The organism is Brevibacterium sp. Marseille-P9724, assembly GCF_902500275.1.
Classification (GTDB): Bacteria; Actinomycetota; Actinomycetes; order Actinomycetales; family Brevibacteriaceae; genus Brevibacterium.
The window spans coordinates 17,384-41,362 of sequence record NZ_LR722994.1; the positions used below are offsets into that span (position 1 = coordinate 17,384).

Genomic DNA, 23,979 nt, shown 5'->3' on the forward strand with positions numbered 1-23,979 from the left:
GCCGAGCTGTCTACGGTTGAATGCGTGGTCCAGCCCGTTCCCATCAACCGCACGCCCAAGGCCTTCGCGACACTCGCCGAGGCCCTCCGAACCGTGCGGTCAACACCGCAGGTGCACATCGAGGAAATCGCCGCTCCCGGCCGTCTGGCACCGTGGGCTGTCGCCTTCTCCGCCCAGGTCACAGCCGAGGGCACGTTCCTCGAAGACGACGCCGTTGACGACCTCGCCACCGGCAGAATCGTCGTCCTCTACGACCCCGAGGCCCCGGTGGAATGGCAGGGAGAGTTTCGCCTCGTGTCGTACATCCGAGCCGAACTCGAAGACGAACTGGCAGCCGAACCCATGCTCGGGCAGGTCGCCTGGACCTGGCTGACAGACGCGCTTGACGGACGCGACTGCAATGTCGCCGAAGTCGGCGGCACAACCACCAAAGTCATCTCCGAAAGCTTCGGAACACTCGCGCAGCGCCCCACGACAGTCGACCTTGAGCTGCGTGCATCGTGGAGCCCCATACTGGAAGACCCCGCAGACATCACCCAGCACATTGAAGCCTGGATAGAGCTCATCACAACCGCGGCGGGCCTTCCGCCTATGCCCGAAGGAGTCAGTCCCTTCCCGGGACGCAGGCGATGAGCTCATCAGACGTCGACCCCGACCTTCCTCTGCTGAGCGAACCCTCGTCAGGGGTACCAGAGGTCATCAGCACCCCGAAAGCGCTCGCCGACGCCGTTGCCGCGCTCGAAGCCGGCAGCGGTCCTGTCGCAGTCGATGCCGAACGCGCATCGGGAATCCGCTACGGCAGCCGCGCTTTCCTCATCCAGCTCAAACGCGCCGGCGCAGGCATCCTCCTGCTGGATCCCGAAGCACTCGGCAGCCTCGAAGCGGTCGGCCGGGCAATAGAAGACGTCGAGTGGGTACTCCACGCGTCCTCCCAAGACCTTCCGTGTCTGGCAGAGGCAGGCATGGTCCCCACGCGTGTTTTCGACACCGAAATCGCCGCCCGCCTGCTCAGCGAACCGAAGTTCGGTCTGGCCTCTCTCATCGGCGCCCATCTCGGTGTCCGTCTGGCAAAGGAACACTCCTACGTCGACTGGTCACAGCGCCCACTGCCCCACGACTGGCTGGCCTACGCCGCTCTCGACGTCGAACTGCTCATCCAGCTGCGCGACATCCTCGAACAGAAGCTGCGCGAAGCCGACAAATGGGAAATAGCGCAGCAGGAATTCGCACACGCCGCGAAGTTCACCCCGAAGGTCTACCCGGAGCCGTGGCGACGCGTCCACGGCCTGGGCGCTGTCAAAAGCCGTCGCGGTCTGGGGCGCGTTCGCGCCATGTGGGCGGTTCGCGATGACCTTGCCGAACAGCGCGATGTGGCTCCGGGCCGGATCATCGCGGATCGGACCATGGTGCAGGCAGCCGGGGCCCAGATCCGCTCCTCCAAGGAGCTTCTGCGCCTGCCCGGTCGCGGACGGCCAACACCCGCGGACGCGCGCGAGCTCTTCAGCGCAGTACAGGCATGCAACAGACTGCCCGAGGACATGATGCCGACGGTGCGCGATCCGCACAAGTCCACCCCGCGAATGACGCGGGAACAGCGGGACGTCGCAAAGGAACTTCTGTCGCACATGAAGAGCGCCGTCAACGCGCGGTCCGAAGAACTCAATGTTCCACACGATCTGCTCATTGCCCCGGCTGTGGTCCGTGAGCTCTCAGCGCGCGCCGCTCTCGGCGGCAAGCACCCGGCGGATATCGACGCACTCGAGGAGTTTCTGCGACAGCGCAGCGTCCGCGAATGGCAGATTGCCGAAGCCGCGCCCGCGCTGTGCCGCGTGATCGACAAACACCGCGGCGTCAGCGGCTAGGCTCCCCAACACGCCCCCACAGCACTCTGCCGCCTATCAGCTCAGAGCTCGGTGGGCTTCAGAGCCGGCTTACGTCAGCGGGCTTCGCGCAGGTGGCGCTGAGAAGTCGGAAGCATGCGCAGAATGTCGTCCACCATGTCCTGTACGTCCATACCGGCGTGGGACAGAACTTCTTCCCGCGTTCCCTGCGGCAGGAACTCATCCGGCACGCCGAGTTCGACGACGCCCGTGCGCGAACGGTCCTCCCGCAGCTCCTGTCGGATCTGCGATCCGATTCCGCCGATCTTAATGCCGTCCTCAATCACCGCCACAAGGCTGAATTCAGCGCCTCGCTCGATGACAGACGGCGGGACCGGCAGCACCCAGCGGGGATCGACGACCATGGCGCCGATGCCGCGCGAGGCAAGTTCTTCACGCACTGCCAAAGCCCGGTCTGCAAGCGCTCCCACCGACACGATGAGAACATCCGGACTGCAGTCATCGGGCACATCGGCCAGCACGTCAACCCCGTCCTCGGTGCGGCGCAGCGCTTCGAACTCGCGTCCGACCTTGCCGCGGGAGAACCGCACAACAGTCGGGGCATCATCCACCTGGACGGCTTCACGCAGCTCTTCAACCAAACGCGTGGCATCCCGGGGCGCAGCCAGCTGCAGGCCGGGCACGATCCGCAGCATCGCCATATCCCACACGCCGTGGTGGCTTGCCCCGTCCGGCCCGGTCACTCCGGCACGGTCGAGAACAAAGGTCACACCCTGCTTGTGGAGCGCAACGTCCATGAGCACCTGATCGAATGCTCGGTTGAGGAACGTGGCATACAGGCAGACCACGGGATGCAGTCCCCCGTAGGACAGTCCGGCAGCTGAGGCAACGGCGTGCTGTTCGGCAATCCCCACGTCGAAAACGCGGTCGGGAAATTCGTCAGCGAACTCTTTTAGACCAACCGGCTGCAGCATTGCGGCGGTGATGGCGACGACGTCCTCTCGTTTGCGGGCAATCTCCACAATCTCTTTGCCGAACACCTCGGTCCACGATGTGCCGACAGTCGGCTTGGCCTTGCCCGTCGACGGGTCGATGACGCCGACGGCGTGAAACTGGTCCGCATCGTCGTTGTAGGCCGGCGCGTAGCCGTGGCCCTTCTGTGTGAGCGCGTGCACGATGACAGGACCGGCATCGTACTGCTTGGCCAAAGTCAGCGCCCGCTGGAGGGCTTCGAGATCGTGACCGTCAACCGGGCCGATGTACTTAATGCCCAGCTCGTCGAACATACCGGCCTGCGATGACGGAGTGGTCACCATGTCCTTCAGGCCCTTTTTCACCCCGTGCATAGCCGAGTAGGCGTAGCGGCCGGGAATGCCGCCCTCCTGCAGCCGCTCTTTGCCCCAGGACAGAATCTTTTCGTAGCTGGATGACGTGCGCAGTGAGTCCAGGTGTGACGCGAAGCCGCCGACAGTCGGAGCGTAGGAGCGCCCGTTGTCGTTGACGACGATGACCATCTTCCGCGGCGGGGTCGATTCGTCCGCCGCAATCGTGTTGAGCGCTTCCCAGGCCAGACCGCCCGTCAGTGCACCGTCGCCGACGACGGTGACAACGTGCCGATCGTTATTGCCCCGCAGCTGATTCGCCTTGGCAATGCCATCAGCCCAGGACAGCGCGGCCGAAGCGTGCGAGTTCTCAATGACGTCGTGCTGGCTCTCTTCCCGCGAGGGATAGCCGGACATACCGCCCCACTGGCGCAGCGTATCGAAACCGGCGCGCCTGCCGGTGAGCAGCTTGTGGACGTAGGACTGGTGTCCCACATCGAACAGCACGGTGTCGCGCGGAGATTCGAACACGCGGTGAATGGCCATGGTGAGTTCGACAACGCCCAGATTGGGGCCCAAATGCCCGCCGACGGCAGAGACTTTCGAAATCAGTTCGTCACGGATCTCTTTGGCCAGAACGTCACATTCGGCGTCGCTGAGTTTCCGCAGATCATCAGGGCCGCCGAGCCCCTCAAGGAAAGTCACCGCGTGGTCCTCCAGTGCGTGTAGGTTTCAACGCTTCAGTCTAACCGTCTGCAGAAAAATGACAGAAACCGCCCACCTTCGGCGCTCAATGGGCGTAGCCTGTTCCACATCCGTATTGCCGACTCGAGGTAGGTGCCCGTGAGCACACCAGCATCATCTGCAAACAGACGTTCTCAGACGAACGCCAAGACCATCATCGGCACGAGCGTGGGCAATGCTCTCGAGTGGTACGACTGGAACGTCTACGCCAGCTTCGCCGTATACCTGTCAAGCCAGCTGTTCGACAGCGCAAACCCGCAGTCGGCCTTTTTGGAGACCATGGCGGTCTTCGCAGTCGGCTTCGTCGCAAGGCCCTTCGGCGGTGTTGTCTTCGGATGGATCGGCGACAGGATCGGACGCAAGCACGCGCTCACCCTCTCAGTGATCGCAGCCTCCGGCGGATCCCTGCTCATAGCGGTCTGCCCAAGCTACGAACAAATCGGCTGGCTTGCCTCGGCTCTGCTCCTTGTGGCCCGACTCATTCAGGGTCTGGCCCACGGCGGTGAGCTCCCAGCCGCGCAGACCTACCTTGCCGAACAGGCACCTCGTGAACATCGCGGCCTGTACTCTTCGAGCATCTACGTGTCCGGCACCTGCGGCCAGCTGCTCGGCCTGGCACTGGGCCTGACCCTGCAGGCAACACTGTCACCGGAGGCGATGAGCGCCTGGGGTTGGCGCATCCCCTTTGCTCTCGGCGCCGTCCTCGGAGTTGTGGCACTGTGGATTCGCCGCTACATGGAAGAATCCGAAGTCTTCGAAGAGCAGCGCCGAAAGGTACAGGAACAGCCCACACCCGAACTGTCGAAGAACGTCTTCATCGAAGTGCTCAAGAACTGGCCTATCGGCCTGCGCGTCATCGGCATGACGGCCGGGCTGACGGTGTCCTACTACATCTGGTCGGTCACCATTGCCTCAATTTCGCACAAGTCCTTCGGGTTTACGGAACAGCAGGGCTTCGTTGCAGGTCTTATCGGGAACATCGTCTTCTGCTTCGCGCTGCCGGTGTGGGGCTGGCTGTCAGACAAGTGGGGCCGCAAACCCACCATGCTCATCGGCCTGGGCGGAAGCGCGCTTCTGTACTTTCCGGCGATCGGCGTGATCTCCACGGGATCGTTCCCACTGCTGGTTGCCGCTGTGTGCACGCAGCTGATTCTGCTGGCAGGGTTCCTTTCGCACGCGCCGGCCACCTACGCCGAGATGTTCCCCACCGCTCAGCGCACAGCTGGGTTCGGCATCCCCTACGCCGTGGCGATTGCAGCCTTCGGCGGCACCGCGGGCATGATTCTCACAGCCGTCGGCAGCGCTTGGATATTCGGCGCATACTCGGTGTTTCTGCTGATCGCCTCGTGCGTCACAATTGCCACCATGAAGGAAACCTCGGGCTCTGACCTCAGCCACTGATCAGGCCAAGATCCGAACCAGTCCGCTTTCCAACATGGCGTCGAGTTCGGCCGGCTCCGTGCCGGGGCTGTTGATGTAGTCAAGGGTCAGGCCGTTGACGAGCGCGGTGACCAAACGCGCCGCGAGCGACACATCAAGATCCGCACGGAGCTCGCCGGACTCAACACCCGAGGCGAACGCCTCTTCCAGCTTCTCCCGGAAGCTGTCGAGTTCCCGCCGATACAGTTCAGCCAGCCACGGCCGGGTTGAGGCTGCCGCCCCGAAGGCGACCCACGCCAGCGCGTCTTCCCTCTGTTCCGGGCCTATCGGCAGCAGCTCACGCAGAGGGCTGCGCTTGCTGCTCACGTCCCGATCAGCAGCGAGCACTCGCGCGTCCTGGCGCTGCACGGAACGCTGAAAAGCAGCCTGGAGCAGCCGTTGGCGGCTGGGAAAGTGATACTGCACCGCTCCCGGAGACATCCCGGCTGCGGCAGCGGCCGAGCGGACACTGACAACATCAAAGCCGCGCTCGGCGATCACTGTAATCGCCGCGTCCGCGATAGCAGCCTGAGCATCAGTCAAAGAAGCAGATCCAGTCACTCCAGCACCTTATCAATACACTTGTATCGACTATGTGATACACATGTATTGATCCGTTTCTCGAAGACTGCTGGAGAACACCCGTGGATCTGCTTTCGCTCATCGGCCTCGCACTCTTAGACAGCCTCAGCCTGGGAACCCTCGTCATTCCCGTAGCCCTTGCCATTCGCCAGCACCGCGTCGAACTCAGACCACAGGCGCTGTACTTCCTCACCGTCTGCAGCGCCTATTTCGCTCTCGGCGCTGCGCTGCTCTTCGGCATGGAAACGCTGCTGGACGCGCTGACCGACATTCTGCACACGCCACCCGCACTCTGGGCACGCCTCGTGATCGGCGCCGGACTGGCAGTTTTCGGAATTTTTGCGAAAAACCCGAAGAAGCGCAGCCCAGAGGAAATAGCCGACCAGCCCGCACCGAAATCGCCTTCGCCGTGGGCGGTGATTGTGCTGGGTCTCAGCGCCGCGGCCGCGGAGGCTGCCACAATGGTGCCCTATCTGGCCGCCATAGGAATCATGGGCAATATGAGCCAACCGTGGCCAGTCCGCTTGGCAATTCTTGCCGGCTACTGCTTCATCATGATCGCACCGGCGCTCGCGATTCTCACTGCCATCGCCATATGGGGTCCGCGCGTCTTTCCTCGCGTTCGGCGTCTTCTGGCGACTTTCGAATACGAAGCGAAGGTCACACTCCTGTGGATCGCTGCAATCATCGGGATCCACTGGGCAGCGACGGCCGCAGTGCAGATCTTCTCTCACTGACAAGCGGACACAGAAAAGCGGGCCGGATCAATTGATCCGGCCCGCTTCAGCGCTGCCTTACGGCCTCAGCGAATCTTCAGTGCGTCACTTCACGAGCGAGCGAAGCACGTACTGCAGGATGCCGCCGTTGCGGTAGTAGTCGGCTTCACCGGGTGTGTCGATGCGCAGGACCGCATCGAATTCGACGGTTTCGCCGTTTTCCTTGGTCGCGGTGACCTTGAGCGTCTTCGGCGTGACACCTTCGTTGAGCTGTTCAACACCGGAGATTGCGAAGGTTTCGGTACCGTCCAGACCCAGCGTGTCAGCACTTTCACCCGCCGGGAACTGCATGGGCAGAACACCCATGCCGATGAGGTTCGAACGGTGGATGCGCTCGAAGCTCTCAGCGATGACAGCTGCAACGCCGAGCAGCTTGGTGCCCTTTGCAGCCCAGTCACGCGAAGAGCCGGAGCCGTATTCCTTACCGCCGAGGACGACCAGCGGAGTGCCGGCTGCCTGGTAGTTCACAGCGGCGTCGTAGATGGTGGTCTGCGGACCGCCCTCCTGGGTGAAGTCGCGGGTGAATCCGCCCTGAACACCGTCGAGCAGCAGGTTCTGCAGACGGATGTTGGCAAACGTACCGCGGATCATCACTTCGTGGTTGCCGCGGCGCGAACCGTAGGAGTTGAAGTCCTTGCGCTCGACACCGTGCTCGGTGAGGTATTTGCCGGCCGGGGTGTCGGCCTTGAAGGAACCTGCCGGCGAAATGTGGTCGGTGGTGACCGAGTCGCCGAGCTTGGCGAGCACGCGGGCACCTTCGATGTCCTTGACCGGTGCCGGTTCGAGTTCCATGCCCTCGAAGTACGGGGGCTTGCGGACGTAGGTCGATTCGTCATCCCATTCGAAGACGGAACCGGACGGAGTGTCGAGCTTCTGCCAGCGCTCGTCGCCGTCGAAGATGGTGCCGTACTCGGACTTGTAGGCCTCGGTCGAAATCGAAGAGTCGATGACGCTTTCGACTTCTTCCGGCGAAGGCCAGATGTCCTTGAGGAATACGTCGTTTCCATCCTGGTCCTGGCCCAGCGGCTGGTTTTCGAAATCGAAGTCCATGGTTCCAGCCAAGGCGTATGCGATGACCAGAGGCGGCGAAGCCAGGTAGTTCATCTTGACGTCCGGGCTGATGCGGCCTTCGAAGTTGCGGTTGCCCGACAGGACTGCGGTGACCGAAAGGTCGTTGTCCTGGATGGCCTGGGAGATCTCGGATTCCAGCGGGCCGGAGTTGCCGATGCAGGTGGTGCAGCCGTAGCCGACGATGAAGAAGTTCAGCGCCTCGAGGTCTTCGATGAGGCCGGCCTTCGTGTAGTAGTCGGTGACGACCTTCGAACCGGGGGCGATCGAGGTCTTGACCCACGGCTTGGAGTTCAGACCCTTCTTGCGGGCGTTGCGCGCCAGCAGACCGGCAGCCATCATGACCGACGGGTTCGAGGTGTTGGTGCACGAGGTGATCGACGCGATGGCAACCGCACCGTTCTTGAGTTCGAACTCGCGGCCGTCTCCCATCGAAACGTCGACGGACTTCTGCTCTTCACCAGGCTGAGCGTAGTTGTGGATGTCCTTGGCGAACTGAGCCTTGGCATCAGCCAGCTCGATGCGGTCCTGCGGACGCTTGGGACCGGAGATCGACGGAACGACGGTCGACAGGTCGAGTTCGAGGTATTCGGAGTACTCGACTTCGTTCGACGGGTCGTGCCACAGGCCCTGTTCCTTGGCGTACTTTTCGACCAGGTTGATCTGCTCTTCCGAACGGCCGGTGAGCTTGAGGTAGTCGATCGTGACGTCGTCGATGGGGAACATGGCTGCCGTCGAACCGAATTCGGGGCTCATGTTGCCGATCGTGGCGCGGTTGGCCAGCGGAACGGCTCCGACGCCTTCGCCGTAGAACTCGACGAACTTGCCGACGACACCGTGCTGACGGAGCATGTCGGTGATCGTCAGGACGACGTCGGTTGCGGTCACGCCCGAGGGGATTTCGCCCTTGAGTTTGAAGCCGACGACGCGCGGGATGAGCATGGACACCGGCTGGCCGAGCATTGCCGCTTCGGCTTCAATGCCGCCCACACCCCAGCCGAGGACGCCGAGGCCGTTGACCATGGTGGTGTGGGAGTCGGTGCCGACCAGCGTGTCGGGGTATGCGCGGGTCACGCCGCCGACTTCGCGGGCCATGACGACGCGTGCCAGGTATTCGATGTTGACCTGGTGGACGATGCCCATGCCCGGGGGAACGACCTTAAAGTCATCGAATGCGGTCTGGCCCCAGCGCAGGAACTGGTAGCGCTCACCGTTGCGCTGGTATTCGATGTCCATGTTGCGCTCGATGGCGTCTGCGGTGCCGAAGGAGTCGATCTGGACCGAGTGGTCGATGACGAGCTCTGCGGGAGCCAACGGGTTGATGTCATCGGGGTTGCCGCCGAGTTCTTTAACGGCTTCGCGCATGGTCGCGAGGTCGACGATGCAGGGAACACCGGTGAAGTCCTGCATGACGACGCGCGCCGGCGTGAACTGGATTTCAACGCTCGGCTCGGCCTTGGGATCCCACGAGGCGAGCGCCTTGATGTGGTCCTCGGTGATGTTGGCACCGTCTTCGGTGCGGAGCAGGTTCTCCAGCAGGACCTTGAGGCTGAACGGAAGCTTGTCCGCACCATCGACCGCGCTGAGGCGGTAGATCTCGTAGGACTTGTCTCCGACCTCAAGAGTGCCCTTGGACTTGAAACTGTCGACGTTGCTCAAGTGACTCTCCTGTTCGTTCGCTCTCGATACTCTGCGCCCGGCCCAGCTTCATCCGGACTCGAATTAGGCAACATTAACGTTGTGCAAAGTATCTTGACGTCAAGATAAATCTTATCGCATCGCCACAGTGTTCTCCACCACCGGGGCGGGGCTGTCGCGCCTGGTCTCAGCGGGAGAATACGGCGGTGAACTCGGTGTGCTTCGTCAGCGGGAACGCGTCCCACCCCTCCAGGCGCACAAGCTCAAATCCGCAGTCGAGAAGACCGCGTGCGTCACGCGCGAAGGTCCCGGCGTCACAGCTGACATAGACGACCTTTTCCGCCGCCGAGGCGCCGATCATGTTGACGACGTCTTCTCCGGCACCCGCTCGCGGCGGGTCGAGCACGACGGTGTCCGCTGCCGGCAGCATGCCCAGCTTTTCAATGCGCCCGACTTCGAACTTCGCCGGCAGGCCCTCCGCATTGGCTCTGGCGGACTGAATCGCCGCCTGCGATCCTTCGATCCCGGTGACCTTGGCCCCCGACAAAGCGAGGAACACCGAGAACAGTCCCGCACCGCAGTAGAGATCAAGTGCCCTATCGGGGCTGTCCGCCAATTCGAGGACTTGTGCCGAAAGGACATCTGCTGCTTCGACGTGCACCTGCCAGAAGCCATCGGCGGCCAGCCCGAAGCGCTGGCCGCGGACCTCTTCGCGCACCCGCCCAGTACCTGCAAGAATCTGCGGGGGTGCTGGGCGGCCGCGATTGCGCTTGCCCTCTGTGCGCAGCAGAACAGACCAGCCGCCAGGCTGTGCGGCAGCGATCTCTTTGAGTCGGCTGAGCACAGCGCCTTTCGGTGCTCCCACGGCGATGATCGCACCGCCTGAAGCCGAAGCGACGAGCTCCAGCCGTGACAGACCCGGCAGGGTCTGCAGGTGCAGGCCCAGGTCATTGAGCTCTGGGACAGCCAGCGGAATGCGGGATACGGGAACAACCCGGTGCGATCCCCCGGCTCGCAGACCAGGCTGGCCGTCTGACCCCACAGCAAGCTGAACCCGGGTGCGCCAATCCATTCCGGAGCCCCCATCCGCTTCGCGCGGCAGCGGGCTGACCCGCAGGTCCCATTCGATGCCGCCGATCCTTTCCAGCTGCTGCCGAGCGGCTTCGGCTTTGAGCCTGCGCGAATACGCAAGATCGACAGCGGCGAACTCCGTCCCGCCAACTCCTGCGGCACCGCAGGCGGCCAGCCTGTCGGGAACGCGATGAGCCGAAGGCTCGAGAACCGAGACGACCCGAGCGCGAGCAAAGCGCTTCTTCACCTGAGTCAGCTCCACCTCGACGGTTTCGCCGGGCAGCGCACCGTCGACGAAGACGACCCCATCTTCGGTGCGGGCAGCGGCCGCTGCTCCGGCGGCAGGCGCATCGGGCACGAGAACACGGCGGTCACCGACCACTGGACGCTGGCTGGTCATTTCTTCATCCTGATGTCAGACAGTTCGATCTTGCCCTCCGCACTCTCCAGCACAACCTGGTTGCGGTTGAAGGACTCCAAACGCCACGGCACGGTCGCAACGACGACACCGGGCAGAAAGGCCAGGAAGGACTTCAGCCGCAGAACCGTCTGATTGTGCAGCAGCGACTCCCACCAGCGGCCCACGATGAACTGGGGAATGTAGACGATGATGAGGTCCTGGGGGTGGCGCCGGCGCAGCGTCGTCACGTGCCGCATGATCGGACGGATGAGTTCGCGAAACGGCGAATCGATGATAGTCAGCGGAACTGTCAGCTCCATCGCGTCCCACTGCTTTTGGATTTCATCGACCGCATCGGCATTGACCGCAACCGTAAGAGCCTCCAGCTGAGTGGGACGACTGGCGCGGGCATAGGCAACCGAGCGCAGAGCGGGCTTGTTGATGCTCGTGACGATGACGACCGCGCGGGTGCCTGCTGGAAGACGGCGCACATCGGTGTCTTCCGGATCGACGCGCAGATCCCGGTTGACAGTCGAATAGTGGCGGAAGATGCCGCCCATGACGGCGTAGAGCACGAGCATCGCCACGAGCGCCATCCACACCCCGCCGACGAACTTCGTGATGATGACCACCACGAGCACCGTCAGCCCCAGAATCGCTCCGATGAGCCCGACAACACGCGCAATGAGCATTTTGGTGCGCTTCGGTCCGGAAACGGTGCGCCGAAGAATGTGATTCCAGTGGCGGACCATGGCCAGCTGCCCCAGAGAGAACGACAGGAACACGCCCACCAGATACAGCTCGATGAGCTTCGTGGGCTGAGCGTCCGTGATCAGGATGATGAGCACGGATGCGCACGCCAGCACCAGAATGCCGTTGGAGAACGTCATGCGGTCCCCGCGGGTGGCCATCTGCTTGGGAAGCAGCTCGTCGCGAGCCAAGCGCGAAGCCAGAACGGGAAATCCCTCAATCGCAGTGTTCGCCGCCACCAGGAGGATGAGCGCAGACACAACGATGACAACTGCGGTGAGAATCGGCGAAAAGGAGAAGACGGCTTCGGCCATCTGCCCCACCACGGGGTGCTGCACGTAGTCCGGCCCAACGCTGTGACCGTCCACAAAAAGCTGTGCCTCCGGATCGACCGCGTATTTGATGCCCAGCGCCGAGGCCAGCCACATGAGCCCCACGAGCATCGTCGCCGACAGCGCTCCGGTGATGAGCAGCGTATTGCCGGCGTTGCGCCCGCGCGGCTGGCGGAACTTCGCAGCTGCAGACGCCACCGTTTCGATGCCGGCGACAGCCACGGCCCCGGAAGAAAAGGCCCGCAGCACAATGAAAACCGCTGCCAGACCCTGCATCGCGGTATCCACACCGGCCAGCGGCTCCAGAGTGAACCCGGCGGTTTCAGCCTGCGGAAGATCGCCCGCCAACATCCGCCCGAAGCCCACGGCCAGCATGATGAAGACAAGCGCAATGAACGTGTACGTCGGCACCGCCATGAGGGTCCGGCCCCCCTTCCAGCCGCGCAGGCCGAACAGCGACACCGTGACCACCCCAGCAAGCGCAATGAGCACCGTGTAGCTGCGCAGCGGCGGTATGAGCTGAGCGACGAAGCCGGAGAACACCGCCATCGACACCGACAGTGTGAGGACGAAGTCAACAAGCAGGGCGGCGGCCACGAGGCGAGCCGGACGCGCTCCGAGGTTCTGGGCTACAACCGAGTAGTCGCCGCCTGCCGGATAGGCGCGCAGCGTCAGCCGGAAGCACAGCACCATGATGAGGGTGACAGCGCCGACGGCAAGGCCGATCCACGGCGAAATGGTGATCGCCACGATCCCCGATGTCGACAGGGCAAGCAGTATCTCGTCCGGTGCGTAGGTAACCGACGACAGCATGTCCGAAGCGAAAACCGGCATTGCGAGGCGCTTTGGGAGCGCTTCGCGTCTAAAGTGGTCACTGCGAAACGGCCGTCCAACGACTGCGCGCTTGAGCGCATAGGTAAAACTGCTTGCCACGGCCCCCATGGTAGTCAAATGCGAAGAAGGCGAAGGCCGTGCACTTTGTGATTATGGGCTGCGGGCGCGTCGGCGCGCTCTTGGCCAGAACGCTCGACCGTCGCGGACACACGGTCGCTGTCATCGACCAGGATCCCGATGCATTCCTCAAGCTCGGACCGGACTTCGCCGGTTCGACCATCACCGGCGTCGGCTTTGACCGCGATGTCCTCAAACGCGCCAGAGTGGACGGCGCCTATGCCTTCGCCGCGGTGTCCTCTGGCGACAATTCGAATATCTTGGCCGCGCGCGTCGCCCGCGAAACCTTCGGCGTGAAGAACATCGCCGCGCGCATCTACGACCCCAAACGAGCACAGATCTTCGAACGGCTGGGCGTGCCGACCGTGGCGACAGTCCGGTGGACGGCCGAGCAGATGATGCGCCGGCTGATCCCCCAGGGGTCCGTCAACGAGTACCGCGATCCTTCCGGGCAGATCGGCCTGTCAGAAGTGCATGTCCACCCGGCGTGGGTATCGCACTCCGTTCTCGAAATCGAAGAGGCCGTGCCGGGCCGCGTGGGATTCATCACCCGTTCGGGAGAGGGCATTCTTCCGCAGAGGGACACACTCCTCCAGGAGGGCGACCTGGTGCACATCATGTCGCGGATGGACGACCTCGACGACATTGAGCGGATTTTGGACGCACCCCCGGCACAGCCGTACAGACAGCAGGACTGAGAGGAATCACCATGAAGGTCGTCATCGCCGGAGCCGGTTCGGTGGGCAATTCGGTCGCCCGTGAGCTTTTGGAGAACGGACACACCGTCCTGCTCATCGACAAGGACAAGAACGCCATTCGCAGAGATCTCGTACCCGGCGCTCAGTGGCTTCTGTCGGATGCCTGTGAACCCGACGGTCTGGCCGAGGCCAATCTCGACTACGCCGATGTCGTCGTCGCAGCGACCGGTGATGACAAGACGAACCTGGTTCTCAGCCTGCTGGCCAAAACCGAGTTCGGTGTCCCCCGCACTGTCAGCCGAGTCAACAACCCTCGCAACGAATGGCTGTTCGACGACAGCTGGGGCGTCGATGTTGCCGTCTCCACCCCTCGTCTGCTCACAGCGCTGGTAGAGGAGGCAGTTGAGGTCGGCGGCCTGGTGCAGCTGATGAACCTGCAGCGCGGCGGTGCTTCGCTGGTCGAGGTGACGCTGCACGAAACCGCCGCCATCGCCGGTCAGCGCGTCGGCGACACTTCGTGGCCGGCGGACACTGTGCTCGTCGCCCTTGTCCGGCAGGGCCGCGCCTTTGCTCCCGACGCCGATGATTCGCTCATCGCCGGCGACGAACTGTACTTCTTAACCCTGCCGGAGCTGCATTCGCAGCTGACGGCTATGACTCGCTGATCAGCGAACTGCGCTCAGCGGCACCCTGCGCAACAGGGTGTAGGCAGGGCTGAGGGTGACCATTTCGCCGCCCAGCAGGCAGAACTTGCCGTGCACTGCCACTGGGCGGCCCGGCAGCAGCCCTGAGACTTCCCGCACACCCAGGAATCGCACGCGCACCTCGCCGGTGTCGTCAGAGACAATGCAGTCGAACGTCGGGTTCGCTCCGTGCGCCGACCGGGTGATTGATCGGATTGTTCCCGCCACGGACGCGGTGTCGCGGTCGGCGATCTCGCTGATCGGCACACAGGTCCGGGTCAAGCGCGACAGTTCGGCGACACGAGCCGAACGGGCCGCGCAGTCAGCGGACTTCGGCAATTGTCGGACCCGGATTGAGCGGATCGCCGCCGTCTGATTCTTCCGCCTGAGGCTGCGCGTTCGGCGGGGTGAGCATCAGAAGCTCACGCGGAGGCCGCGCTTCTTCACCGCGATCGACGATGACGCCGCGCAGAACCGCGCGAAGCTCTTCGCGCGCTGGGCTTTCCTCTACTGCGGCGTTCGTCAGAGCTGCCCGGAGGAACCAGCGAGGCCCGTCAATGCCGATGAAGTGCACCGGGCGCAGAGAGGACGCGTCTTCTCCTTCGTGGTTGACCGGCACTTTTGCGTGCAGCTCCATGCCGAAGTTGGTGTAGCGCTCGGCCGCCACGCCGCCGGCCTGCTTGATGTTGTCCGCTGTCAGTGAGCGCACGTCACTCCACAGTCCCTCCGCCTTAGAAGCGGCAAAGGCCTGCAGCTGCAGGTTTCCGCCTTTGTGTGCCAGTGTCACTGCGACGACTTCGCGCGTGTCCTCCGTCTGCTCCAACTGCACCTGCATCTGGTCGTACACGGGGATTTTGAGGGCACCGAGGTCCAGGCGGTCGACGTCCGAGGCCTTTTCGGATGAGTCCCACGGGCCGTTCTGGGCGCGGTCGCGCGGTCCTTCTTTCGCTTTGAAGTCGTCATCGGCATCGGCTTCAGCCGCTTCGTCAGCGGCGGCGCTCCTCCTGCTGACCGGCTCTTCAATCTGTTCGTCTGTCGGCTTGGCCTTGCGAAAACGGCTGAAGAATGACATCTACTGCTCCTCGTTGTGGGTGAATCCGCCGGTCGATCCGAAACCGGAGCTGCCCCGGTCGGTTGATGACAGGGTATCGACAATTTCGAACTCTGCCCGGCAGACCTCTTGGATGACGAGCTGGGCAATCCGGTCGCCGCGCGAAATCGCTGCGGACGTATCGGGGTCGAGGTTGACCAGCGGCACCTGGATTTCGCCGCGGTAGCCCGCATCGACAGTTCCCGGCGCATTGATGACAGTCACGCCCGCTTTGGATGACAGTCCCGACCGGGGGTGAATGAATCCCGCATATCCTTCCGGGATCGCCAGGGCAATGCCAGTCGGCACGCGGCGGCGCTCCCCCGGCTGCAGCACGAAGTCTTCGGCGGCGATCAGATCGCAGCCGGCATCACCGGAGTGCTCATAGCCGGGCAGAGGAAGGCCCGGATCAAGAACCTTGAGCTGGACGGGAACGATATTGGCAACCACGGGCAGGACTCTAGTGCTTAGCGCCTGCCGATGCCACCTCGGGAAGCGGCCTGACGAACCGCGCAGCAGGCACATGGGACAATGGTGCGCATGAACTCCCCCGCGTCTGCGACGCACGGCGTCGCCTATGTCGAGAAGCTCTCGCCCACGATCACGTGGTGGTTTGTAGCGCTGTTCCTTTCGTCGATGACCGCCGCCATGGTCTACCCCGTGTGGCACATCGGAGCAATAGTCGTGCCCGCCGTCGTGTTCGCACTCGCCGCCTTCTGGCTGGTGTCAATGGGAGCGAAAATCCTCGTGACCGACACGCACTTCTACGCGGGTCGAGCTCATATTGAGCGAAGCTACATCACCGAAGTCGAGCCGCTGGACTCCGACGCCGCCTTCCAGGCCCGCGGACCGCAGCTTGATGCCCGTGCTTTTCTTATGATCCGCCCGTGGGTCAAACAGGCCGTCAGGGTGCACATCAACGACCCCGCAGACCCGACACCGTACTGGGTTGTGTCAACCAAACGGCCCGCGGCTTTGGCACGAGCGCTGAGCTCCTGAGCATCCGAAAGCCAGGCAGACGACAGCGGGGCTGAGAACAGATCTGTTCTCAGCCCCGCTGTCGTCTGCATTGCTGTCAGCGTACGGGTGTGCTCAGCCTGCGCAGTCCGAGCAGATCAGAACGCCGTCATTGTCTTCTGCCAACTGCGAACGGTGGCGAACCAAGAAGCACTCCATGCAGGTGAATTCGTCGTTCTGGCGCGGAAGAACACGAACTGACAGCTCTTCGTTTGAAAGGTCAGCCCCCGGCAGCTCGAAATCTTCGGCTGCCGCCGTTTCGTCTTCATCTACCTGGCTGGCCTGCGCCTGATTGCGCTGCGCTTTGAGCTCCTCGATGGAGTCAGCGCTGATCTCGTCATCCTGCTTTCGCGGGGCGTCGTAGTCGGTTGCCATTTGTACTGGTCACACTCCGGCGGCGTCTGGTTGAGGTCTGTGAATGACCCGGCTCATGTGCAGGTCATCCCGAATAATGCACCCTCATTCGCTTTTGCGCAACTGCCGCGCAGGTGGTTCCTGTTATTTTTCCCCACTTTGATAGTTTGGAGCTCACACAGCATCGCGTTCATGTTGAGTTCATGCAGAATGCCGATGATGCTTGTGTTTGAGAAGGGAGGCCCCATGTCAGGTTTTGCTGAAGGGCTCGACAACAAAGTCGGGCTTCTGCGCGAACAGCTCGCACAAGCCAGGGAAGCTGGCGACGAGTTCCGCGAACAGGCCCTGATCGAAGAGCTGAGCGATACTGTGAACATCGCCGGCGAAAACGATCTCGACACGTCAGAGCTGAAGAAGGTCCTCGCTGCAGAGACCGGCACGATACCGGTTATAGACGAACCAGAGGACTGACGTCCTCGAAGGCGAAAGGGGCGGCCCTGGCCGCCCCTTTTTCGGCGCTCGCACGCAGGCGTGAACTCTCAGCGCCGCGAATATGCCCGGGCCGTGATCATCCAGCCCAGTTCGGCATAGTCGGCTTGTCGACCCGACCTCGGCAGCAGTCGACGGCACAGGCACCGGAACCGCAGATCAGCGGACCTTCTTCCGTTACGGCCGGTGCGCTGACCTCCTCACCGCGAACCTGCGCCGCACGTTCCAGAATGAGATCGACGAGACCGCTGACGAACACCGGATCAGTGCCGACGGTTGCGGCTCGAACAAATGCGAGCCCGTGCTTTTCAGCAGTTTCCTTCGCTTCTGTGTCGAGGTCGTAGACGACCTCCATGTGGTCCGACACAAAGCCGATCGGAACCACGACAACGCCGGTCACACCGTCTTCGGCGAGTTCGTCCATGCGGTCGTTGATGTCCGGCTGCGACCACGGAATGTGGGCGGGACCGGATTCCGAACAGAACACGAGCTCCTGCGGAAGCGGCTGTTCACCTCCCAGCTGTGATGCGACATAGTCCATGAGCTGCCGGTGCTGAGCTTCATAGCCGATCGTGCGGACTTCCGAAGCCGCCTGCATGGTGTCGGGAATTGAGTGCGTGACGTACAGAAGTCGATGCTTGTCCGGATCGAGGCCGCCGACTTTCTGTGCGAACTCGGCGAGGGCCTCGCGCACAATCTTCACCTGGGTGTCAGCAAACCCCGGGTGGTTGTAGTACTGACGGATCTTGTCGATCTCGACATCGGTCCCTTCGTCGGCGAGCGTTTGGCTGGCCTTGGCGAAGTCTTCGCGGTACTGGCGATCCGATGAGTAGCTGGAGTAGGCCGATGTCGTCACGGCGATGAACCGGGAGTCTCCCGCCTGGGCGCGCTCACGCAGGACGTCTTGAAGGTACGGATCCCAGTTGCGGTTGCCCCACACCACGGGAGCGTCTATTCCGCGGGCGCGGACTTCCTTCTGCAGAGCTTCGAGCAGGGCGATGTTCTGTTCGTTGATAGGCGATTTGCCGCCGAAGGCGTAGTAGTGCTCACCCACCTCTTCGAGACGCTCTTCGGGGATGCCGCGGCCGGCCGTGACGTTCTTGAGGAACGGAACGACTTCGTCAGCCTTGTTGGGTCCGCCGAAGGACATGAGGACGATCGAATCGAAGGGAGAAACCGAAGATGAGGTCATGTGCTGAGTCTACCGTGGCGCTTTCAGCGCTTGGCGGGTTGCCGCGGCTTGGCGACTCGCCGCGGCTGATCAGTCCATTCGGCGGCGCACCGTGAAACCATGGAACGGCTTAAGGAAGGTGTGATTCGAGTGACGGAACTGTCTTTTCACGCAGCCGATGCGTCCGGTGCGCTCGTTCTGCGCGATGCACAGGGAGGCGAATATCGGCTCCCCGTCGACGACGAACTTCTTGCCGCTGTACGCCGCCTGCGCACCGAGCAGGCGACCCGCACCTACGGCCGTGGTCAGCTGAGGCCCAAAGCCATTCAGGCGATGATCCGCTCCGGTATGACCGCAGAGGAAGTCGCAGATGCCACCGGCGGAGACCTCGACCATATCAGGGCCTTTGAGCAGCCTGTTCTGGCTGAGCGCCGCCACATCGCCCACAGTGCCGGCCAGAGTCCCGTCTACGAAGACGGCAGCCGTGATCACACTCCCCGCCCGCTGCGGGAGGTCGTCACGGAGCGTCTGGAGAAGCGCGGCGCTGACACCGACAACCTCGAGTGGGACGCGTGGAGGTCTGACGAGGGCGTGTGGAACGTCGAACTGGCGTTCAAAGTCCGAGGCACGCAGAAGACCGCGCGCTGGGAATACCGTGAGCGCAATGTCCACGCGGTCGATGACGATGCGCGCTGGCTGTCCGAAGCGGGGCCTGCTGATTCCGGCCCGATTCCCAACTTCGGCAGCCCCGACGAACGTGTTTTCAACTTCGAAGATCAAGATCGAACCCCGAAGTCCGCCGATCACCAGGCGGAAACCGGCAGAATTCTCGAAAGTCTGCGCCGACGCCGCGCCCGCACACAGGAAGCCGATGCGGCGCAGACGCCCACCGGCCTGCGCTCGGTGCCGACAATGCCCGAAACCGAACCCGACGGCGCGCACACGGCCCTGTCACGGCCGGAAGAAGCCGATGACGACTCCGTGCTCGCCGTGAACCCCCAGGAAGAGGAACCCGGTGACGCGCAGCCGTCGCTGCTGGACGAGCCGGGTGTTTTTGAAGGAGGAGACCCAGCCTCGGCTGCCGGGCACGATCACAAAGAGGCTAGGCGCGGGCGGTCTTCAGTCCCCAGCTGGGACGAGATCATGTTCGGCACGAAGCGCGACTGAGCTTGACAACACCTTTCAGCAGTGAACGCCGCAGGCCGGGTGCTCGCGGCGTTCACTGCTGTCTGCAGGCTTGTTTCTGCTGCGAGGCTACAGCCGCACGCGCAGATCCTCAGCTTCGACCCACCGCTGTTCGTGGGTCACCATGACGACAGCGCGATCGGTCAGGGTTGCCCGCAGGTCGCCCATGAGCGCTTCTGCGGTTTCGATGTCGAGGTGTGCGGTCGGTTCGTCAATGACAATCACATCAGCACCGGTCAGCAGGGTGCGGGCGATTGCGAGTCGGCCGCGCTGACCGCCGGAGAGGAATTCGCCGCCGGCGCCGATGACCGCGTCCAGGCCGCGTTCGCGCACGAGATCGTCCAGTCCCACTCGGCGCAGCGTCTCAAGCAGCTCGTCATCACTTGGCCGGTCGTTGCGGTCGCGGGCAATGAGCAGATTCGCGCGCAGGCTCGAATTGAAGACGTGGGCTTCCTGCGGACACCAGGCGATTGTGCCTGCCAAGTCTTCCGGCCCGGCTTCGAGCAGATTCACCCCGTCTGCCGTGTACGTTCCCGTTTCAGGGTCGAGGAACCGCAGTATGACGGACACGAGCGTCGTTTTGCCCGAACCGGACGGCCCGGTGATCGTTGTCCAGCTGCCGCGGGCAATATCGGCGTCGACTCCGCTGAGAATCACCGGTCCGGTGGGCCAGGAGGCGCGAATACCGCGCAGCTGCGCACTGCTGACCGAGCCCACGGGGTGGGGCATTCGGCCCTCACCCTCTTCCCCATCACCGAGCTCCGGCACACGCTGCAGCACAGATGCCAGTGCCGGCCACTGCTGAACCGCCCGGAGGGAATCGAGGTAGGCGTCAATAAGGGCAAGGGGCACGAGCACGAGAATCGCCAGGGCTTCCGGCGAGATTGTGCCGGTGACAACCGCGGGACCGGCGATGATGAGCATCAGCGCACTCGAGGCTGACAGCAGGAAAGTCACAATCGCCTCGCCGAGCCCTGACGACAGCAGGATCTGCTTCTCAAGGGCGCCCACCCGCTCGTCTTCGGCAATCACCTGATCAGCCACTTCACGGGCTTTGCCGTTGGCGATGAGATCCGTCTTCGCAGCAAGCAGTCGGGTGAGCTTGCCGAGCACACGAGCGCGGTGCTCCAGACGCTGCACACCGGCCCTGCGCTCTGCAATGAGCGCAGCGGCTGGGCCCGCAATGAGGGCAAGCACGAGAACTGCGCCCAGGGCCAGCGCCGCGGCGGGCAGGAATATCCAGAAGACCACGACGGCGGCCGCACCGATGATGAGTGCAACAATCGGCGGAACCACAACCCGCGGCGCTGAGTCGCGGATGTCATCGACATCAGAAACAAGCCTGCGCAGAGCGACATCGCTGCGGGCGACAGCGCGGTTGGCTGTTCCCTCGCGCGCAAAGGTCTGCCACAGATGTCGGCGCACAACGGCAAGCCTGCCCAGAATCGCCTGGTGCAGGTTGAGCTGGTGGGCGTAGGTGAGCACCGAACGACTCAGGCCGAAGAACCGGACCCCGACGATCGCCACGAGCAGATACATGATGGGCGGCTGAAAGGACGCATGAACAATGAGCCATGCGGAAACTGCCGTCAGTGCCGTTCCGGCTGCCACAGCGCCCACGGCCGACAGAACCCCCAGCCAAAAGCGCACCGTGGCAAAGCCAACCGCATCAGCAGCGCGTCTGAGCAGCTGCCACGTCGAAGCAGAGCGGATATCTTCTGCACTGCGGTCAAGGTCTGTGTGCCGCTGCGACTGGACCGGTTCGACTGCGGGAGAGGCCGCGCTGAAGCCTTGAGCCGCTTCGCCGATGTGCAGGCGCGTTCCCACTGCCATCAGCGCGGGATCGTGGCTTGCTGCGATGACCGCGCAGACCTCGCTGATTGTCTGCAGCTCCTGCCGGATGCGGGCTGCCGATGAGCCGTCGAGGTGGGCCGTCGGTTCGTCGACGATCAACAGCTGGGCGCCTGAGTCCACCCGGGCAAAGGCGCGGGCCAAAGACAGTCTGCGTCCTTCCCCGGGGCTGAGAGCGTCGACGGCGGCAGAATCATCCACATGGAGAGCCGCGCGCTCTTTCAGGGCGGCGGTGTCAACATCATCACCGCCGAACAGGCGCAGCTCCTCGCCCACCGTCGAAGCGAAGAAGCGCGGACTCTGCGAGGCAAACGCAATCGAGTCCGGAACTCCCGCGAGGCTGCCCGTGACCGAGGTGCCCTCCCCCGGTCGCACAATGCCGACCAGTACGCCCAGGAATGTTGACTTCCCGGCACCGGAAACCCCGGTCAGCACAGTCAGGCCGGAGCCGATCTCACCGGAGACCGGCGGCAGAGCAGCACAGTCCCCGTAAGCAGCCGACACCTCGGCAAAGCGGATTGGCCGTGCCGGAACATCAGCATCGTCACCGCGAGAGCCGAATACGACAGATGCTGGAGTGGCAAGCAGACTCCGAATCCTGTCGAACACTGCCAAGCCGTTTTCAGTGGAGTGAAATGCCGCCCCCAGCTGACGCAGAGGCAAGAACACCTCGGGAGCCAGCACCAGAGCGAACAGACCAGCACTGAGCTCCAGCGTGCCATTGACTAAGCGCACACCGATGAAAACGGCCACGAGAGCAACCGAGAGGGTTGAAATGAGCTCGAGAGCCAAGGCGGAAAGAAAAGCAACCTTCAGCGTCTGCATGGTGGTGCGCCGGTAGCTTTCGCTGATGCGCACAAGCGCCTCCGTCTGCGCGCGCACCCTCCCCAAGCCGACCAGCACCGGAAGGCCGCGCGCCAGTTCAACCAAATTGTCCGACAGACGGTCAAGAGACTTCAGCGCCTGCCCGACGCGCTCCTCTGTATAGCGGCCGATGAGGATCATGAACACCGGCACGAGCGGCAGGGTGATGACCAGCACGAGCGCCGAAACCCAATCAGCGAAGACAATGCGAACGATAACCGCAAACGGAATGACCGCAGACGCCGTCAGGGAGGGAAGAACACCCGTGAAATAGTCGTCGAGATCGTCCAGAGAGCGAGTAGCGGTCACAACGAGAGCGCCATCGTCAATATCAAGATCCCGACCGCCGGAACTCAGAGAACGACCGATGAGCTTCCGGCGCAGAGCCGTCTTGACGCCCACAGCGGCACGCGCCCCGGCGGCCCGCTGCGCCCACACGGCAGCCCCGCGCACCACAGCGCCCAGGACGCCCAGAAGAACAGCGAGCGAAACATCGCCGCCTGCCATAACCCCGGTGACGCCGCGGGCAGCGGCCTCGGCGATGAGCACAAGTCCCAGCGCCTTGGCCGCGGCCACACCCACAAGAACCCCAAGCGCCCGCCGGCCCGAGGGGACGGCGGACGCTGGAGCCCACGGTGAACTCACGCGTGGTGACTTGCTATCGCCACCGGCACGCTGTGTGCCGGAGGCAGGTGCTTTTCGTGAATCCGGCGGGCAAACACGCGATAGGAGTACACGGTGTAGCCCAGAACGATCGGCAGGAAGATCACCGTGACGATGAGCATCACGCCGAGCGTGTAATCCGACGAAGAAGCCGAAGTGACGGTCAGCGAGTGGGCGTCGTCGAGCGTCGACGGCAGCACTCGCGGATAGATGTTGACAAACAGGCTTGCCACACCGGCTGCGAGGAAGATGCCGTTGAACAGGAAAGCGCGCAGTTCGGTGTTCTCCCCGATGCTCACCCACGTAAGAACAGCCGCGATCACCGCGGCGCCGATGATTACAGCGCCGGCGATATTGCCGAACTTGAACTGGACGATGAGCACCCACACCGCGGCGAACAGCACCAGCAGCGGCAGGAGCTTCTTGGCGTGCGCCCGAGCCCGGACCCGCATTTCGCCGTGCGTCTTCAGGGCCGTGAACAGCAGACCCTGAAGGTAGGCGAAGCCGAGAATGGCCAGGCCGCCCACGATCGCGTAGACGTTGACCCACGCAAACGCCCCACCCACGTTGTCGCCGTTGTCATTGATCGGCATGCCGGTGGTCGTCAGCGCCAGCATCGCGCCGACGCAGAAAGCTGCAACGGCCGATCCGAGCGACAGGAACCAAGTCCAGGTGTTGCGCCAGCGCTGCGAGTTGACTTTGCCGCGATACTCAATCGAGACAGCGCGCAGGATCAGTGCGAGCAGCGCGAGCGTCAGCGGCACATACAGGGCGGAGAACAGCGAGGCGTACCACAGCGGGAACGCGGCGAACGTCGCACCGCCGGCGGTCAACAGCCACACCTGGTTGCCGTCCCAGACCGGGCCGAAGGAATTGAGCAGAACACGCTGTTCTTTTTCGCTCTTGGCAAAGGTCTTCATCATCATGGCCGCGCCCAGGTCGAAGCCGTCGAGGATGAGGTACCCCGTCCACAGGACGGCGATGAGGATGAACCACAGAGTTGAAAGGGCTTCCACAGCG

Annotated in this window: 21 protein-coding genes; 9 read left to right on the forward strand and 12 right to left on the reverse strand. The window is 63.2% G+C overall.

Annotation, left to right across the window (positions count from 1 at the left end; translation table 11 throughout):
• The first annotated feature begins 24 nt into the window (after nucleotides 1–24).
• Entirely contained in the window at nucleotides 25–633 is a 609-nt protein-coding gene (locus tag GC119_RS07150; RefSeq protein WP_070572377.1) for a DUF3000 domain-containing protein, read from the forward strand.
• Entirely contained in the window at nucleotides 630–1,862 is a 1,233-nt protein-coding gene (locus GC119_RS07155; RefSeq protein WP_070572375.1) for an HRDC domain-containing protein, read from the forward strand. Before GC119_RS07150 ends, GC119_RS07155 begins: the two co-directional genes overlap by 4 nt.
• 74 nt (nucleotides 1,863–1,936) lie before the next feature.
• Here the strand turns inward: GC119_RS07155 and dxs are convergent, their stop codons facing one another.
• Nucleotides 1,937–3,868 (reverse strand): 1-deoxy-D-xylulose-5-phosphate synthase, encoded by a 1,932-nt coding sequence (dxs, locus tag GC119_RS07160; protein WP_151952787.1) that lies wholly within the window; start codon nucleotides 3,866–3,868, stop codon nucleotides 1,937–1,939.
• A 138-nt stretch (nucleotides 3,869–4,006) separates the two neighbouring features.
• Between dxs and GC119_RS07165 the strand changes: the two genes are divergently transcribed.
• On the forward strand, nucleotides 4,007–5,308 hold the full coding sequence (locus GC119_RS07165) for an MFS transporter (RefSeq protein WP_070572372.1): 1,302 nt from the start codon (nucleotides 4,007–4,009) through the stop codon (nucleotides 5,306–5,308).
• Here GC119_RS07165 and GC119_RS07170 read toward each other — a convergent pair whose 3' ends face one another.
• Entirely contained in the window at nucleotides 5,309–5,887 is a 579-nt protein-coding gene (locus GC119_RS07170) for a TetR/AcrR family transcriptional regulator (protein WP_226829346.1), read from the reverse strand. It abuts the gene before it with no gap.
• An 83-nt stretch (nucleotides 5,888–5,970) separates the two neighbouring features.
• Here GC119_RS07170 and GC119_RS07175 point away from each other — a divergent pair, with 83 nt between their 5' ends.
• Nucleotides 5,971–6,645: a GAP family protein gene (locus GC119_RS07175; protein WP_151952788.1), complete on the forward strand. Its 675-nt coding sequence runs from the start codon at nucleotides 5,971–5,973 to the stop codon at nucleotides 6,643–6,645.
• Between the two features lie 84 nt (nucleotides 6,646–6,729).
• Here the strand turns inward: GC119_RS07175 and acnA are convergent, their stop codons facing one another.
• The 3 genes from acnA to GC119_RS07190 all read right to left on the reverse strand — a co-directional run bounded on the left by acnA (nucleotide 6,730) and on the right by GC119_RS07190 (nucleotide 12,876).
• The gene (acnA, locus tag GC119_RS07180) at nucleotides 6,730–9,411 is read right to left on the reverse strand and encodes an aconitate hydratase AcnA (protein WP_070572367.1); all 2,682 of its coding nucleotides are present in this window, start codon (nucleotides 9,409–9,411) and stop codon (nucleotides 6,730–6,732) included.
• Between the two features lie 166 nt (nucleotides 9,412–9,577).
• The gene (locus GC119_RS07185; RefSeq protein WP_151952789.1) at nucleotides 9,578–10,861 is read right to left on the reverse strand and encodes a class I SAM-dependent RNA methyltransferase; all 1,284 of its coding nucleotides are present in this window, start codon (nucleotides 10,859–10,861) and stop codon (nucleotides 9,578–9,580) included.
• The gene (locus GC119_RS07190) at nucleotides 10,858–12,876 is read right to left on the reverse strand and encodes an APC family permease (RefSeq protein ID WP_226829348.1); all 2,019 of its coding nucleotides are present in this window, start codon (nucleotides 12,874–12,876) and stop codon (nucleotides 10,858–10,860) included. Before GC119_RS07190 ends, GC119_RS07185 begins: the two co-directional genes overlap by 4 nt.
• A gap of 38 nt (nucleotides 12,877–12,914) precedes the next feature.
• On the opposite strand from GC119_RS07190, the gene GC119_RS07195 reads away from it, so the two are divergent.
• Both GC119_RS07195 and GC119_RS07200 read left to right on the forward strand, forming a co-directional pair.
• Nucleotides 12,915–13,592 carry a potassium channel family protein gene (locus GC119_RS07195; protein WP_070572362.1) on the forward strand — a complete coding sequence of 226 codons (678 nt, stop codon included), beginning with the start codon at nucleotides 12,915–12,917 and terminating at the stop codon, nucleotides 13,590–13,592.
• 11 nt (nucleotides 13,593–13,603) lie between these two features.
• Nucleotides 13,604–14,257: a potassium channel family protein gene (locus GC119_RS07200; protein WP_151952790.1), complete on the forward strand. Its 654-nt coding sequence runs from the start codon at nucleotides 13,604–13,606 to the stop codon at nucleotides 14,255–14,257.
• Here the strand turns inward: GC119_RS07200 and GC119_RS07205 are convergent, their stop codons facing one another.
• Genes GC119_RS07205 through dut form a run of 3 tightly spaced genes read right to left on the reverse strand, consistent with a single transcriptional unit; the run spans nucleotide 14,258 to nucleotide 15,815 of the window.
• Complete coding sequence (locus GC119_RS07205; RefSeq protein WP_141759533.1) at nucleotides 14,258–14,542, reverse strand: OB-fold nucleic acid binding domain-containing protein; 285 nt, start codon at nucleotides 14,540–14,542, stop codon at nucleotides 14,258–14,260.
• A gap of 55 nt (nucleotides 14,543–14,597) precedes the next feature.
• The gene (locus GC119_RS07210; RefSeq protein ID WP_070572356.1) at nucleotides 14,598–15,347 is read right to left on the reverse strand and encodes a DUF3710 domain-containing protein; all 750 of its coding nucleotides are present in this window, start codon (nucleotides 15,345–15,347) and stop codon (nucleotides 14,598–14,600) included.
• Nucleotides 15,348–15,815: a dUTP diphosphatase gene (dut, locus tag GC119_RS07215; protein WP_070572355.1), complete on the reverse strand. Its 468-nt coding sequence runs from the start codon at nucleotides 15,813–15,815 to the stop codon at nucleotides 15,348–15,350. It abuts the gene before it with no gap.
• A 90-nt stretch (nucleotides 15,816–15,905) separates the two neighbouring features.
• Between dut and GC119_RS07220 the strand changes: the two genes are divergently transcribed.
• Entirely contained in the window at nucleotides 15,906–16,364 is a 459-nt protein-coding gene (locus GC119_RS07220) for a DUF3093 domain-containing protein (protein WP_151952791.1), read from the forward strand.
• Nucleotides 16,365–16,457: 93 nt separating this feature from the next.
• Here GC119_RS07220 and GC119_RS07225 read toward each other — a convergent pair whose 3' ends face one another.
• A complete protein-coding gene (locus GC119_RS07225; protein WP_070572353.1) occupies nucleotides 16,458–16,757 on the reverse strand; it encodes a DUF4193 domain-containing protein in 300 nt (99 codons plus the stop codon).
• A gap of 225 nt (nucleotides 16,758–16,982) precedes the next feature.
• Between GC119_RS07225 and GC119_RS07230 the strand changes: the two genes are divergently transcribed.
• Nucleotides 16,983–17,207, forward strand: coding sequence for a hypothetical protein (locus GC119_RS07230; RefSeq protein WP_070572982.1), 225 nt, complete (start codon nucleotides 16,983–16,985; stop codon nucleotides 17,205–17,207).
• A 97-nt stretch (nucleotides 17,208–17,304) separates the two neighbouring features.
• On the opposite strand, the gene GC119_RS07235 is transcribed toward GC119_RS07230, so the two are convergent.
• Nucleotides 17,305–18,417, reverse strand: a complete 1,113-nt coding sequence (locus GC119_RS07235) for a ferrochelatase (protein WP_070572351.1) — start codon at nucleotides 18,415–18,417, stop codon at nucleotides 17,305–17,307.
• A gap of 99 nt (nucleotides 18,418–18,516) precedes the next feature.
• Between GC119_RS07235 and sepH the strand changes: the two genes are divergently transcribed.
• Nucleotides 18,517–19,563, forward strand: a complete 1,047-nt coding sequence (gene sepH / locus GC119_RS07240) for a septation protein SepH (RefSeq protein WP_151952792.1) — start codon at nucleotides 18,517–18,519, stop codon at nucleotides 19,561–19,563.
• Nucleotides 19,564–19,650: 87 nt separating this feature from the next.
• On the opposite strand, the gene cydC is transcribed toward sepH, so the two are convergent.
• Both cydC and cydB read right to left on the reverse strand, forming a co-directional pair.
• Nucleotides 19,651–22,941 carry a thiol reductant ABC exporter subunit CydC gene (cydC, locus tag GC119_RS07245; RefSeq protein ID WP_226829350.1) on the reverse strand — a complete coding sequence of 1,097 codons (3,291 nt, stop codon included), beginning with the start codon at nucleotides 22,939–22,941 and terminating at the stop codon, nucleotides 19,651–19,653.
• A complete protein-coding gene (gene cydB, locus GC119_RS07250; protein ID WP_070572347.1) occupies nucleotides 22,938–23,975 on the reverse strand; it encodes a cytochrome d ubiquinol oxidase subunit II in 1,038 nt (345 codons plus the stop codon). Before cydB ends, cydC begins: the two co-directional genes overlap by 4 nt.
• Between the last annotated feature and the right edge of the window lie 4 nt (nucleotides 23,976–23,979).

Bases quoted from the DNA above. Each gene is read 5' to 3' on its own strand.
- GC119_RS07155 (WP_070572375.1), top strand. From the start codon at position 630: ATGAGCTCATCAGACGTCGACCCCGACCTTCCTCTGCTGAGCGAACCC.
- GC119_RS07210 (WP_070572356.1), bottom strand. From the start codon at position 15,347: ATGTCATTCTTCAGCCGTTTTCGCAAGGCCAAGCCGACAGACGAACAG.
- GC119_RS07220 (WP_151952791.1), top strand. From the start codon at position 15,906: ATGAACTCCCCCGCGTCTGCGACGCACGGCGTCGCCTATGTCGAGAAG.
- GC119_RS07225 (WP_070572353.1), bottom strand. From the start codon at position 16,757: ATGGCAACCGACTACGACGCCCCGCGAAAGCAGGATGACGAGATCAGC.
- GC119_RS07185 (WP_151952789.1), bottom strand. From the start codon at position 10,861: ATGACCAGCCAGCGTCCAGTGGTCGGTGACCGCCGTGTTCTCGTGCCC.
- GC119_RS07230 (WP_070572982.1), top strand. From the start codon at position 16,983: ATGTCAGGTTTTGCTGAAGGGCTCGACAACAAAGTCGGGCTTCTGCGC.
- sepH (WP_151952792.1), top strand. From the start codon at position 18,517: ATGGAACGGCTTAAGGAAGGTGTGATTCGAGTGACGGAACTGTCTTTT.
- GC119_RS07200 (WP_151952790.1), top strand. From the start codon at position 13,604: ATGAAGGTCGTCATCGCCGGAGCCGGTTCGGTGGGCAATTCGGTCGCC.
- GC119_RS07235 (WP_070572351.1), bottom strand. From the start codon at position 18,417: ATGACCTCATCTTCGGTTTCTCCCTTCGATTCGATCGTCCTCATGTCC.